Here is a 13448-nt window from a genome sequence, read left to right on the forward strand (position 1 = left end):
CCTCTTTTCCTACAACATTCTTCATACCCTTAACATTATAAACCTATTGCTAAACCTGAACCAAAGCCTTGGTACCCGCCTGCTACTTCATTCCGCTACAATTCTCGCTCTCGGCATGCTATGCATAGCTCCGTGCGTAACATGGACCTGTACCACATACGTACCTGGTTCTTCAAAGGTATGCTGGATTTCATACTGCCCTTCCTCTGCCTCCTTGGCAGTTATAGCCCCCTGATTCTCCAGTTCGTCCGCTGTCATCATACCTTGTTCCGGAGATACAGAAGGCGGATCATCAAGCTCATTCCAGATCTGGAATTGCACATGGTCAGCATGACTTAACGGTGCATCTCCCTGTGTAAGCTTCACCTGCAACCGTGTTGGTTCATGAAGAGAAGCTTTCTCTGGAACGTCAAGTTTCACTTTGATCATCTCCGGCATCTCGCCCGATTGTGACTGTTCTTCATAAGAGCATCCCACCGTCAGGAGGAGCAGAATAACGAAGGGCATGAACCAACGAGCTTGTCCGCTCATCACCATCTATCCTTTCTTATTAAGAAGATTTTGGTGTTTTGCCGATACCCCACAGCATCACGATGATGATAATAAAGGCGATCAGTGCCAGTAATGGAATCGTGATGAAACCAAACCAGTTCAAATAGTCGGTATAACATGGAACCTTACCACATGCGACGGCATTACCTGTAGCCGAAAAAATACGCTGGATCGTTACATGATATAACGAAATGCCGCCACCGACGAAACTCAGTGGGAGTACGTATTTGGTGATGCCCACGTCATCCTTAAAGTAGGCAATGCCCAGCAAAATCGTTAGTGGATACATGAATATGCGCTGGTACCAGCACAGATCACATGGAAGAAAGCCCTTGATCTCACTGAAATAGAGACTCCCCCCTGTTGCGATAACGGAAACGGCCCAAGCGACAAATAACCGGGTATCCACATTTCTCGCTGGACGCTCCGATTTTGATGATGTACTCATTCCTCTGTCCCCCTCTTCATTTTGCTTATACCAAATTATCATACATCATTCTAGACTCCATCGGCTATTCAAGCTGTTATGTAGGTCATTACTCGATGATTATACCAAATATTTGAACTTTTGGGTGAATACAAAAAAGCTGCCGTATGGGGCAGCTCTTTTTGTTTTAATCTTGTTTCACTCTACTATTACATCGATTTCGTCAGCGTAATGGAGCCATCTTTTTGTGCCCATTTCACGTCCCAGTTCAGAAGTTCAGCAATGAAGCGCAGAGGCACTTGCGTACGTCCATCTTTATTTACAAATACCGTTGCACCCACGTTTTTCTTCACACCGTTCACTTCCATAACGTTGTTGTTCACCCAGAATTCAAGGGTATCATCGCCAGCCATTACCGTTACTTGTTGTGCTTTTTTGTCCCATTTCACCGTTGCACCGATACCTTCACTCAGGAAACGCAATGGAATGTATGTTGTGTTTTTCCAAAGCACTGGTGTGGTATCCATGTTGGTTGTTTTATCGTTAATTTTCAGCATTTTGCTGTTCAGTTGCATCCACACCGTTGTCATTTCTGGCGCTGGTGCAGGTGTTGCTGGCTCTTGGAATTTGTCGTTGAATTGAGTCACAATTGCGTTACCCAAGGCTTGACCTACACCAAACATCACTTTGAAGCCTTCACGATTCGTTGTGTACGAAGCATCATAGTTACCTGCTGCATATTGATTCAATACGTTTTGTACTTGATTTTCATGTGTTGTCAGTGCTTGTTGTCCTGCTGCTTTTGGCAGATTACCAGCTGTTGCAGAATCCAGGAATGTAGCGAACTCTGTTGTGAATCCAGCAATACGTTTCTCTACTGCTGCACGAGCAGTAGCATCGTTGTTTTTAACGGCTTTTACATAGTCGCTTTGTGCGTTAACGTGGTTCGTTACCCAAATTTTCTCGAAAGCATTGGCACCATCGTTACCGAAAACGGAAGCAATTGCCGCTTTGAAGTCAGCTGTGTTTCCAGCTTCAGTTGTAATCAGTGCGTTGGAAGCGGCTGTACGTCCATCAAATTGCTCTTGCATTTGCAGAGCCGAAAGCGCAAAGTGTTCAGAAGCCAAGTGGTTGAGTGCAGATCTCAGATCAGCTGCTTTTGTATCCGCTTTGGTATTTTCGAATTTCTCAGGCATTTGTGTCGTAATTGCCGTGGAGAGTGCCTTACTTACGTCGAACATTTCTTTGAAACCTTCACGGTAAGCCTTGTATGCATCAGCGTAATCTCCAGCTACATACTCATCAAATACTTTTTGCACGAGATCTTCATGTACTTTCAGCGCCTGTTTGGCTGCTGCTTTTGGCAATTTGCCTTCGGTTGCTGTGCTCAGGAATGTGGAGAACTCATCCACGAAACCGTTGATGTTTGCCTGTGCTTGTTTGATTCCAGCCTGGTTGCCCATTTTGGTTGCTTTCACCAGATCATCTGTGTATTTGTTATGAGCGCGGAAGATGCGTTCGAATTCTTTGGCACCTGCGTCACCGTATAGGGAAGCGATTGCTGGTTGCATATCCAGTGCATTCTGGTCAAGTGCTTTGTAGGCTGCATCTGCATCTTTTGCTCCGTCATATGCTTTGGCCATTGCCGTTACTGCGAGTGCAAAGTGCTCGGACAACAGGTGGTCCAGGTTTGCTCTCAGGTCAGCCGCAGGTGTGTTCACGGATGCTTTCATCATGGTCATTGGTGTCTGTGGTGCGGCAGCTGCTCCAGCGATCCCCGGCATCAACAGTGTCAAGCTAAGTACAGGTGCGATAAACTTCTTCATCTTCATTTTCATTACGTGTTCACTCCTCGATTATGTTGTGTGTATAATTTCTTTCCTTGTCGTCGTCTTCATAGGGTGTAACGCAGGGTTCTCTATTCTGGATCACTCTGTGGGCAAAAAAAATTCACAGCCTTCAGTGAAGAAAGCTGCGAACGCCTGTTGTATCAAGGTTTTTTTGAATTAAAAAAATATAAAATTGTAGTGATCTTTCCGATCCAAGACCACATACATACTGTAATATAGATACTTCATTTTCCTTTATTTCTCAACTAAAGCTTACATCAAAGGTTATCCTGAAGTACAATAAAGACATATCATATTATTCGCGAAGGAGGTCCTTTCATGACCTGGTTGCCTTATGTTTTAATTGTGGGTATCGCCTTGTTTGGAGGTATTGCTACCATGATCATCGGAAATTCCAAAGCCAATCAGACCAGCAATCCCGAATATGATCGCCGCACAAAGCAAAACCTTAGCAAACTTTCCTATGTATACGTTGGTGCGATTGTCCTTGGTTTTGGCGGACTAATCCTCTATCTTTTTAACTAAAATGTTTCGATTCGGCAAAGAATACGTTCAAACACGCCAAGCAGCTTCAGTTTTTGTTCTACATTCTCCGTATATATACACATGTTTACAAGTTGGAGATAATTCAGAATTATTCTGGATATGTTCGGGGTTTAATATAAAGCCATAAGGGACAGCGAGCCCATTAAACAAAACTAACCCCCAACTTGAAGGAGAGATATATGATGAAAAAAAACATGAAGAAATCCGTAGCAACGATGATGGTACTGGGCATGACATTAACAGGAGCAACGGGTGTATTTGCCGGAACGCAACTGGAGAAAATCTCTGCATACCTTAACCATGGAATCAGCTTTAATGTCGATGGCGCGGCTTACTCACCAACGGATGGCAATGGCAACAAACTTGCGCCAATTACTTATAACAACTCTACTTATCTGCCCGTACGAGCGCTTGCCGATGCACTGCATGTGCCTGTATCCTATGACGGCAAAAAAGGACAGGTCATTATCGGCCAAGCAACAAGCAATCCATCAGCTTTGACAAATGTAACGTATAGCGCAGCACAAAAAGAGGCGATCCAAAAAGCTTTTGCACAATTCGATGGGTTCGAGACCGCTTATGCACCTCAGCAGATGATCGCAGGTGACACGTTCAAAAGCGTAGGTGCGGGTGGCGACGGCGTCAGTTTTGTTTTCAACCATATGAAAGTGGATGTGTCTCCAAGAGATTATTCGGACGGTTATACGAGCAAAGACGTGAAACTGTCCAATGGTGTTATTGCCAAATGGTACACACCAGATCAAACGGGCATGCTCACATTCCAACTGGATGATCGCTACGTTACCCTTAGCTCCCCGGATCATAAGCTGAGCCAAGCTCAGTTGCAACAAGTCGCTGTCTCTGTTCAAAAAGCCAACAGTAACAATGATCAAGGGATCACTGCATTCGCAGATGTGAACTATAGCAAACAACAATTGGATAACATTCGCAAAGCATTTGCGAAGTTTGACGGGTTCACAACAGCCTATGCCCCACAACATATGGTTGCTGGAGATACGTTCAAAAGCGTAGGTGCGGGTGGTGATGGTGTAAACTTAGTTTTTAATCGTATGAATGTAACGGTATCCCCTAAAGATTACTCGTTCAGCTATGATGGCAAAACGGTAAAACTGCCTAATGGCGTATCAGCCAAATGGTATACACCAGACCAAACGGATATGCTCACATTCAAGCTGGATGATCGTTATGTAACCATCAGCTCGCCGAATAACCAATTGACTCACACTCAACTGGAGCAAATGGCGGTATCCGTACAAAAAGTGAAATAAACAAAAAAAGAAACACACATCATTTCGGTCCCGCTCTATGAGCTGGGGCTGATTTGATGTGTGTTTTGTCCTATGTAAGACACGCTACACTGATCTGAAAACAAGGCTTTTGTCCAGCTTCATTTTGAAAAAGATGGGGTTATAATGGAATATACATTATCTTATGCAAGAAGAGAAACGGAGTGGACCTCATGAACCAGCGTATTGATCTGTCCCCAGAAGAACTGCAACAACTTGCGGGTGAGTTCAATAAGGCATCCCAGAACGGACATGATATTCTTACCCAACTCAAAACGATGATTGATCAGTCTGAGGGACAGTGGGAAGGGGAACGCCAGCGAGAGTTTCTCGGGCGTATGAATGACAGCATGACAAACATCGGTCATTATTTGCGCGGGTTACAGGAAACCAGCACCAGTCTTCAACAGACAGCGACGCGTTTCCGCGAAACGGATCAGTCACGTTAGGACTGATCCGTTTTTTTTCATTTCCTCATATGTAGAACCGACCTTTACAACTCGGGCTACTTACGCTCCAGTTCCGCCGCAAATGTCTCTTCCTCCTGATCCACATACCCTCTGAAAATGATCTCTTCGATATCTTCATGATTGAATACATACGTATAATCCGGATTAATGTAACCCTCAGGGTATAGACAGCCAATATAATCAAATTGACGGGGTGGTTCTGTCATTAACATCTGCTTGCGTCCATAGATGACAAGCTTCTTGGTGCCTTCTTTTAAACGAATAACAGACCCATTCGGCAGAAACGAAGCTATATTTTTTTCCAAAATGATCGCCCTCCTTAATTATGTCTCTATCCTGCAATTACCCCTCTGATTTGTTCATAACCTGGCGAAGCCAGTAATACCGATGCAAGTCCATAATGAAGTGAAACACGACAAAGGCCAGCATAATGTATACACACATCAGCACAACAGCCACAGTCTGCTGCGTAACAAAGGCCAGTGAAATATTGGCCAGAAGATATGCTCCGCCCGTAATCATCGTTAATGTGGCAACAGGCATACCCGGGCTTTTATCCCCTTTTTTCCGCTGAGGGGGCTGCCGTAGCTTACGCAAACGAAACTTCACGTATTGAAACAAGGCAAAACCATATACTGCAAATGATCCAATGGCGTACCAAGGTGTCGTCAGAGCAAGTGTCCCGTAGGCAAATTTCTGTATAATCACCATAAATCCCACAGAACAAACGATGCCAAATACCCCTCGGAACAATACATAATTCAGTTGGAGTCTGCGTGGGGCAGCAATAAGGGCAATCGCCCATATATTCATAAAGACTAGCGGTGGCACGAGAATATACGCATACATAGATTGGAACGGGACACTGAACACGGGAATGAGCAGAAATACGTTAAGAAAAAACAGAACCAGCGTACCTACACTCAGTCGAATACCATCTGCCGCATAGATGACCAGATAGTTCTCAAATGTTTCCCTTGGGTAAAGAGTGCCTTCATACATTGTAGAAACAACGACGTCACGGGCCGAGGGTTTTGAACGTTTTTTGTTCGCCATTTATTTAAACCACCCCGCCACTGTGGACCAGGCTTTCTTCGCACCATGCTTAACAACATCCTTCACCGAATCATCCTTCCCGTCACCGTCCAAATCCATATTCATCGTAACCCCTTCAGCTAGGTAAGTCAGACCTACGGAAACTCCCAACCCCACTGCACCTACTGCAAGCACAGGTGCCGCCGCAGGCAAGATGGCCGCAGTCAACAGCGTTGCACCTACCGTTGTTGCACCGCCTACGACAACATTCCCAATGATATCACCAGCAATTTTGTCACTGCCCGCGTTCTGATTGATGTTCTCTTGGGTATCTGTAAACACGTCTATTCCCACACTTGCCCAGCCCAGCTTGTCTGTCAAGGCCGATTTTACGGCATAACCAGGCTTGATCATAGAAGCTACTTCTTTAATCTGAGGAGTAGCCGTTCCATTGGCAATTTTGGCTTCGATATCACGCACATAATGGATTTTGTAATCCCTTGGTCTGCCGTTCGCAACCTTATTGTCTTTAACTGAATCATAGCTCTCACGGACCAGAACGCGAGGAGAATTCCGATCCAATTGAGCCTTGATCATATAACCGTTCTTCACGCGATAACCCAATCTGGCAACTGCCGCTGCTCCTGTCAATGTTCCTACCGTGCTCCCAGGGCCATCAAAAGGAGCGAGTGGATTAATACCCGTAAGCCCAAATGTCCCCCCTGACTGATCCTCCTGTTCCATCTTCTCACGGGTTGTCTTTACATATGCAGCCAGCTGCTGCATGCTCTGTCCAGCCGTCTGAAACCGATGCTGATGTGTCTGGTACAGACCAATAATAGTCTGTCGATTCCCCGACTGCCAGGCAGCTCCCTGAATGGCATGTTGGAGAACACTGTCCACCTGTTGCAGTTGTGCCGTCACCTGTTCAATCTGCTGTGCGAGTGAATTCAGATAGTCTGACTTCATGACAATTTTGGTCAACTGGATTCCCCCTTAGTTTACATATATGTATGACTCATATCGGACTTAAACTCCGGACAGTACGGATAATGAACGCGTCGTTAGCAGAAACAGGCTTTGCACCAGTTCTTCTTCCGTTATCTTGAAAGCTGTAAATAGACCCTTCTCTTCCCCCTCAAGGAACAACCAATTACCGTGGATACTACCTATAAAATAAATGGTTTGCGGCTGTCCTTCCTGTCCTCGGGTGTACACTTCATACTGCCCCCACTTCTCCAGCGTGGCAAAGCCTTTAGCCAATGTCTGCATCAAAGTCTGATCCAGATGCCGGTCCTCTTGCAAAATAGATTCGATCATCTCCAGCGCTGAATCGACCGCCAACGCAGACAGACGCTGCAACGTTTCTACCTGCATGGGTGTACGAATTGTATCCTGTGATTGAGGGTTCACATTGGAAGCTAATGGATCAGGTAGTTCAATCCGATTCCCAATGACCTGAAACATTTTTTCGAATTCGTCAAAAGAAGTGAGTAGCGCCTGATCTTGTGCAGGTTCCCAGACCCACTCAACCATCTGCATGCCTGACAAAAATCCATAGGTCACCGATGATTTCCCATCTGTTGCACGCAAATCTAGTCTGGTTATTGCACTACTGAGCTTACAGCCTGTAAGCAGGTTGTATATTTGCGGGTCTATGGTGATCTGTTGATTGTCCAATTCAATAATACCTTCTTCAACAAGACCTGTGAGAATTTGTTCATAGCTATGCTTGGCCTGTTCACCCTGTAATGGAGGGTCTTTCAGATCCATGAGAAGCTGATCCGCTTCCGGAATATTCATCAGTTGGAACAGCAACAAGGCCTCCCGGCCGCAACACTGAAACGATGTATATGAAGGCAAAGTCATTCCCCTTTTCCATGCTGTCAATTTAAAGAGGTCGGCGAAAGATTCTATTCTTTTATTGTAAAAGGAACCTTGGCTGGGCTCAATGCGCCCCCACTCCTGATCTTAAGCCATTAGGCCTGATTATATTTACCCAAAAAAATGAAAAAGGCACAGCAAAAATGATGCTGTACCGGAACTGCTTATTTTCTTTAGAATTTATTTTTATCAAATGGTTCTGGAAGCTTCAAGGAGTACACCATCGTTGATTTTCCTTCTTTCACGGGAACAATCACGTTAAGCACACCATCTTGTAACATGTTTTCTGGAATCTTGGCTGTGCTAAATCCCCACTTCCTCTCAGGTATGTCCGTTAAAGATACTTTCCCGAGCACCGAAGTGTAGTCTGGATTGATGAACAGCAACTCTGTAATTGAATCTTTAGAGGAGGAAATGGTCAATGTTCGATCAAAATTCAGCACCACACCATCAATTCGGTCTGGCACAGCTGATTCCATCGGCCTTGTATTTACCGGATCTAATTGGTAACTGTCCCCTACCCGATCCATCCATCGTGCTCTTGCATGAAAAGGAAGAATTTTGGAATCCATGGCTAGATCAGTTCCCTTTTCTTCATCGCTCATGCTTAATTGTTTGTTGTAACCAGTTGCTTTTGTTTCCGACACTTTGAGCCCCAAGTCCTTACTCCACTGACCTAAAGGAATAAATGTCTGATTGTATAGCGTCAACAATTGTTTTGAAGGTTGATTCACACTGGAAGAACGCTGACCACGAGTGAAGGTGAGCCGATCCTTCCCGAGATTATATTGAATATGAAATGCTTGAGTGAATTCTTCTAAAGGAACATAATGCTGACCTTCCATATAGAAGGTGGGTTGCCCTTTATACTCCAATACACCCTGATCAGACTTAATAGCTACAGGTTCCATCGGGAAAAACACATTAAAGAACTGAAAAGAATTCCAATATTTTTTCCAGTCACTGTATGTACTATAATTCAATTTAAGATGTTTATTTTCTGAAATAACATATAAGGATGGCGGATAAGAGCCCGGGTTGGAAAAGTACTGTTCAATAATATACTCATCCTCAGTAATCCACTGGATACTTTCGGTACGAGCGCGATAAGGAGAATCATAGGAACGAATCCGTTTAAGGGTCTTCAAATCATAGACTTGTACCTTGGACGACTCCATTTTACTATCCAGACCGTTCTCTGTGACCAGAACCAATGTTTTTCTTTCGGGTGAGATAAATGATTGCACATAGCCCACTCGCTCTTTAATCAGTGTAGTTTTTTTGCCATTTTTGGTTACAACCACAGTCCAGTCTGATTTCCGATCCCTCGTGTTGCCTTGAGAAACATTTAGATGAACATCTGCACTTACCTGAAAAGCTTTAGTAGACAAGCCCGTCTTCTGGTCGGGCTTCATCCACAAGTCGCTTACTTTGGCCTTCTTCCCCTTTATACCGCCATATTCAAGGTAGTGACAATCTAAAGTATCTGTGCAATAAACCCCAAAATTACGGGTTTGTGGAATCGGTGATATCACATATTTGGTATCTGTAAAATCCCTTTCCAGCAAAAGCTTTCCGCGAGTGTATACTTTTTTTCCTGTGACCATGGAATAGTAGTTGGATTTAGGTGCGTTTTTCTCATAGATCGTATAATATATTCCGATTTGAGGTTCCAAGTGGATACGGTTTTCGCCCTCATGGACCTTGCGAAGTGTGTTCGAGCTATAGTCATACTCGTACAAAACGTAATAATGCTGCTTATCATCCGTGGCATAATAAGTTATGTAGCCTTTTAACCCTGCTGGTGTGTCACTAACAATAGGATCATAATGATGGGAAGTTGTCGTCAGACCAGTATGTATCCGAGGAAGAATAGCTGGATCGGTAAAATGGTGCTCATTTTCTTTGATTTCACCAGTATCAAAACTTGTTCGAAGCGTAGTCACGGCCACCTCCGTTCCTCTGACTGCAAAACGAATGTTGTGTTGCACACGATCTTTGGATGAAATGGATCGCTCTGCGTTCTGTGTGGTTTGAACTATTGAAGTGGACGCTGAGACTGTGAATTGCGACATGCTGAGTATAAAAATTGAAACTAAACTGACGATGAGCCATTTGGATATTCTGGACATACTTAACTCCTTCTCTGTGTAATGGATTTGGTTGAGACTCGTTAAGTATAGAACTTTTGATCTAGATATTCATTACTTTTTCTTCCATCTTCTGGCCCTAATGGAACATTCCAAAGGACAGCGACAGATCTATTCATTTATCTGTCAACTGCCCTTTAGAATTCACTAAATCTCTTTCTACGTATGGGATGCTACCGCTTAATAGCTGTTTCGGTTAACCCATCAAACCTTTAGTTCAGCCAAACGAATAACCCTGCGATACATCATCGCATCCATCAAATCCTCCCAGTCAAGTTCACTTGCATTAACGTCTCGATAATAGACCGCAGCAGCAGGCAAGAAACCAACCAGCGGCCCTGTTCCACCACATATCAGGCTCCCGCCGTCTCCGCCTTTGGGCATCACATCCCCAGACGAATCGAGCGTAAGCTCATACTTGTAGGGATCACCAGCAAATTGCACCCCGAAGAAATTTGGCATTTCCAGATCATAAGGACAATCATCCTTTTCTTCAACCCGTGAAGAGGCCGTCTCTGCCGATCCATCCACAATCTCATCCACGCCTTCCAGACTTCCAAAGTGCTTCAATCTCATCGTATAGTCGAAGCTGTCACCCCAGGGAAATAACGTGCGACAACCGCCGCCATAGATATACTCCCATTCGTCTTCGGTCAGCAAACCAAAGCCCGCCGCGGCTTCCTCCCTCACAACGTCTTCCAACTCTATTCCTTCGTTGAACCACAGGATTCGGACTTCATTCTCACTTTGGCGAATCAGACGAAACTGTTGATGCAATTCATATTCACGGATCTCCGACTGCTTAAACTGCTCCAATGCTGCGGGGAAATCAGGATTTTCCTGTGCCAATGCTTCCTCATTGGACACTTCAATCCAGCCAAGTGAGATCATTTCGCATTCAACAAGCATCGGCGCAATGTTGACCATTCTTACAGGTGACATCTGACTCGCCAGAAACGAATCCACGTCCTCCACACCATACTCACTGACCGTTTCATGCAGGTCGGTTGATGTCTCTTCGTTCATACCATGCTGCCAACGATCCCAGCCGAGCGTTACCCGATCCCCAGGCACAAACACAAATCTTAGCCCATCCTCCGTAAATACACCTGTCTCCATCCGCTGACCAAATCGTTCAAAAGTCTCGATACCCTCATATACCATATCATCTGGTAACTGACGGACAAGCTTACGCATCCATGCCTCTTTGTCCTGAGCATTCAACGCCTGCCACATTTCTCGACTCAACGCTTCCATAACTCTCCCCACCTTTCCTTATGCACTTTCACTTCTCTGAAATGCTTTACTTACACAGCAATCTCACTTGTCTTGTTTACATTTTTATTTCCCTGCGGCCTGCAACAGTTCCAGTAATAATTCCTTCCGTCTTCCCTCCGCTTTGCGAGCAAGCGTTGAGAGCTTCTCCACCTTGCCAAAGATCGGATAGAGTACACGTTCCGCTTCATAATACTCAAGTTTTTGAATCTGCCTAACCAACAGTTCGAGTATTTCATCATTCTCCAGCTCGGGCTGAATCTTCAACTTCAGACTATCGGTCGAACGACGCAAGCTGGCGACTAACGTAGGTATGGATTGAGCCGTTACACCCTGTTGTTCTACAAATGCCGCAATGAACTTATCCTGAATCAACTGATGCTCATCATCCACTTCGCCCATGTAATATTCAACCAGCGGGAAATACCGCTCATCCACGAGCCCCAGCCCAAAAGTTGCATAACTGCCCGGCATACAGCTTTTCTCTCCCTCGGTATCCTCATAAAACTCAAACTCCTGGATAGCCTCACGCGCATACTCTTCCAGAAGCGGATGCAGCTCCGGGTACTCCAGTGCATTGGCAAAGAATCGGTAGGTATCCGACTTCGCGAGTCCCTTGATCGGCAAATACTGCTTTACGCTGGACTTGAGCTTGATCTTATAACTTTTCGGAAAGCCCTGTTTCAATAAACGAGTGATAAAGGTAAGTGCCTGTTGATAGGCACCAGCCTCTTCCTTACGAATGTGAATGGTCATCAAAGCAAATACATCATTTGCTTTGCATTCCACTTCTTCCGTTCTCACATGAATATCGTCCTTCGCATACGTTCCGCTACCTTCTGTCATCATACGTGCAGCACGTTTGCTACCGAGTTGCTTCGCGAGCTCCAAGAAAGTCAGACCTTTGGATTTGCTATAACTGGGTTCAAAACGTAGAATCATGACCGCCGCATATAATAGCAGATCGATTGATTGAGTTTCGGATGTTTGCTCCTTCCCAGGCTCGTTCAAATGTTGGCCTGCCTGTGTCTCAATGTTCGACTCCAGCGTTGCTCCAGGTTTTAGTGAATATTCATTGGTACGATAAGGCGAAGACTGAACATCATAATACTGTGGCAAAAACTGATTCTCCGCCCATGCCGTCACCGCACGAGTTATCTCACCACGATGTTCTGCAAGTGCCTCCTGACGCCCCTGATTCAACTCTTGTATCCGGTCATACTGCCCGATGGTCCATGCTACATCCAACTCCGGGAACAGCTTTGGATCGAGCAGATGGCTCGTCAAAAAGAAGGATTCCAATGGCTTCGTTGGATATGTACCGTGTTCCAGCTTCTTGTCTACATAGGTATGAATACGCTCAAGGAGTAGCTGTCTTTTCTCTTCGTTTATCCATTCCAATAAAGTCAGTTGCAGCTTGCCTTCAGTTGTTGGGAATTTCCCTCGCAAGGTGAAGCGGTAGTCAACCAACGGAGTATCTGCCAGCTTGTCCAATCTTTCCTGAACAACCTCTGCAAGCTTAGGCCCGATCTCGTTCCGTACCTGTTCCTCGGTAAAGGCTCCTGCCTGCTTTAATTTTACATCATCATCATCCAAACCCAGATCCAGGCTGTCTACCGTGGTCCGTCCAGGTCTGTAATCCAGTACAATATCATTAAAAATACCCATTTGCAGTGTAGTTCGCTTCACAACACTTTCCAAGTCATCCCGCTTTTCCTGTTCATCAAACCATTCATGGATCGTCGTCATCATCTCTTCCATCGCCTGATCATAAAGTGTACTCATCTGATCTCCTGCCTTCCCATGCATCTTATGATGTTCATCAACCACACTTGAACCTCTATGAATCCCGGATTAATCCGGGGCATCTATGTTATAAATACGTATTGATGTTCGTATATTACCTATTATTTTACTCTCTCAAGTACACCCGGAACAATAAGGCTTATGCA

General features: G+C 44.9%; 13 protein-coding genes. 3 read left to right on the plus strand and 10 right to left on the minus strand.

The annotated features are described in order from the left end of the window. Window positions 1-87: 87 nt before the first annotated feature. The 3 genes from MKY01_RS27630 to MKY01_RS27640 all read right to left on the minus strand — a co-directional run bounded on the left by MKY01_RS27630 (window position 88) and on the right by MKY01_RS27640 (window position 2817). Window positions 88-531, minus strand: a complete 444-nt coding sequence (locus tag MKY01_RS27630; protein WP_076253541.1) for a FixH family protein — start codon at window positions 529-531, stop codon at window positions 88-90. A gap of 19 nt (window positions 532-550) precedes the next feature. After that, the gene (locus tag MKY01_RS27635; RefSeq protein ID WP_047841622.1) at window positions 551-1000 is read right to left on the minus strand and encodes a disulfide oxidoreductase; all 450 of its coding nucleotides are present in this window, start codon (window positions 998-1000) and stop codon (window positions 551-553) included. 188 nt (window positions 1001-1188) lie between these two features. Beyond that, complete coding sequence (locus MKY01_RS27640) at window positions 1189-2817, minus strand: copper amine oxidase N-terminal domain-containing protein (RefSeq protein ID WP_339284342.1); 1629 nt, start codon at window positions 2815-2817, stop codon at window positions 1189-1191. A 330-nt stretch (window positions 2818-3147) separates the two neighbouring features. Between MKY01_RS27640 and MKY01_RS27645 the strand changes: the two genes are divergently transcribed. The 3 genes from MKY01_RS27645 to MKY01_RS27655 all read left to right on the plus strand — a co-directional run bounded on the left by MKY01_RS27645 (window position 3148) and on the right by MKY01_RS27655 (window position 5131). After that, window positions 3148-3354, plus strand: coding sequence for a hypothetical protein (locus MKY01_RS27645; protein WP_017692174.1), 207 nt, complete (start codon window positions 3148-3150; stop codon window positions 3352-3354). A gap of 200 nt (window positions 3355-3554) precedes the next feature. Next, a complete protein-coding gene (locus MKY01_RS27650) occupies window positions 3555-4664 on the plus strand; it encodes a stalk domain-containing protein (RefSeq protein ID WP_282320185.1) in 1110 nt (369 codons plus the stop codon). Window positions 4665-4855: 191 nt separating this feature from the next. Then, entirely contained in the window at window positions 4856-5131 is a 276-nt protein-coding gene (locus tag MKY01_RS27655) for a WXG100 family type VII secretion target (RefSeq protein WP_076212874.1), read from the plus strand. Window positions 5132-5187: 56 nt separating this feature from the next. On the opposite strand, the gene MKY01_RS27660 is transcribed toward MKY01_RS27655, so the two are convergent. The 7 genes from MKY01_RS27660 to MKY01_RS27690 all read right to left on the minus strand — a co-directional run bounded on the left by MKY01_RS27660 (window position 5188) and on the right by MKY01_RS27690 (window position 13281). Then, window positions 5188-5457, minus strand: coding sequence for a DUF4176 domain-containing protein (locus MKY01_RS27660; RefSeq protein ID WP_076212877.1), 270 nt, complete (start codon window positions 5455-5457; stop codon window positions 5188-5190). Window positions 5458-5494: 37 nt separating this feature from the next. Continuing rightward, entirely contained in the window at window positions 5495-6154 is a 660-nt protein-coding gene (locus MKY01_RS27665) for a hypothetical protein (RefSeq protein WP_282322270.1), read from the minus strand. A 54-nt stretch (window positions 6155-6208) separates the two neighbouring features. Beyond that, a complete protein-coding gene (locus tag MKY01_RS27670; protein WP_282320184.1) occupies window positions 6209-7171 on the minus strand; it encodes a hypothetical protein in 963 nt (320 codons plus the stop codon). Between the two features lie 45 nt (window positions 7172-7216). Next, complete coding sequence (locus MKY01_RS27675; protein ID WP_282320183.1) at window positions 7217-8005, minus strand: hypothetical protein; 789 nt, start codon at window positions 8003-8005, stop codon at window positions 7217-7219. Window positions 8006-8244: 239 nt separating this feature from the next. Further along, window positions 8245-10203, minus strand: a complete 1959-nt coding sequence (locus tag MKY01_RS27680; protein WP_282320182.1) for a hypothetical protein — start codon at window positions 10201-10203, stop codon at window positions 8245-8247. A 222-nt stretch (window positions 10204-10425) separates the two neighbouring features. After that, window positions 10426-11478, minus strand: a complete 1053-nt coding sequence (locus MKY01_RS27685) for a hypothetical protein (RefSeq protein ID WP_282320181.1) — start codon at window positions 11476-11478, stop codon at window positions 10426-10428. 84 nt (window positions 11479-11562) lie between these two features. Beyond that, window positions 11563-13281 (minus strand): DUF6138 family protein, encoded by a 1719-nt coding sequence (locus MKY01_RS27690; RefSeq protein WP_282320180.1) that lies wholly within the window; start codon window positions 13279-13281, stop codon window positions 11563-11565. Window positions 13282-13448 lie beyond the last annotated feature (167 nt).

The sequence above is a fragment of the Paenibacillus sp. FSL R5-0486 genome (assembly GCF_037975155.1).
Classification (GTDB): domain Bacteria; phylum Bacillota; class Bacilli; order Paenibacillales; family Paenibacillaceae; genus Paenibacillus; species Paenibacillus amylolyticus.

What these genes read in the sequence shown, in the direction of transcription:
- MKY01_RS27630 (WP_076253541.1), bottom strand. Translation starts at nt 531, where the DNA reads ATGAGCGGACAAGCTCGTTGGTTCATGCCCTTCGTTATTCTGCTCCTC.
- MKY01_RS27635 (WP_047841622.1), bottom strand. Translation starts at nt 1,000, where the DNA reads ATGAGTACATCATCAAAATCGGAGCGTCCAGCGAGAAATGTGGATACC.
- MKY01_RS27640 (WP_339284342.1), bottom strand. Translation starts at nt 2,817, where the DNA reads ATGAAAATGAAGATGAAGAAGTTTATCGCACCTGTACTTAGCTTGACA.
- MKY01_RS27645 (WP_017692174.1), top strand. Translation starts at nt 3,148, where the DNA reads ATGACCTGGTTGCCTTATGTTTTAATTGTGGGTATCGCCTTGTTTGGA.
- MKY01_RS27650 (WP_282320185.1), top strand. Translation starts at nt 3,555, where the DNA reads ATGATGAAAAAAAACATGAAGAAATCCGTAGCAACGATGATGGTACTG.
- MKY01_RS27655 (WP_076212874.1), top strand. Translation starts at nt 4,856, where the DNA reads ATGAACCAGCGTATTGATCTGTCCCCAGAAGAACTGCAACAACTTGCG.
- MKY01_RS27665 (WP_282322270.1), bottom strand. Translation starts at nt 6,154, where the DNA reads ATGTATGAAGGCACTCTTTACCCAAGGGAAACATTTGAGAACTATCTG.
- MKY01_RS27680 (WP_282320182.1), bottom strand. Translation starts at nt 10,203, where the DNA reads ATGTCCAGAATATCCAAATGGCTCATCGTCAGTTTAGTTTCAATTTTT.
- MKY01_RS27685 (WP_282320181.1), bottom strand. Translation starts at nt 11,478, where the DNA reads ATGGAAGCGTTGAGTCGAGAAATGTGGCAGGCGTTGAATGCTCAGGAC.
- MKY01_RS27690 (WP_282320180.1), bottom strand. Translation starts at nt 13,281, where the DNA reads ATGAGTACACTTTATGATCAGGCGATGGAAGAGATGATGACGACGATC.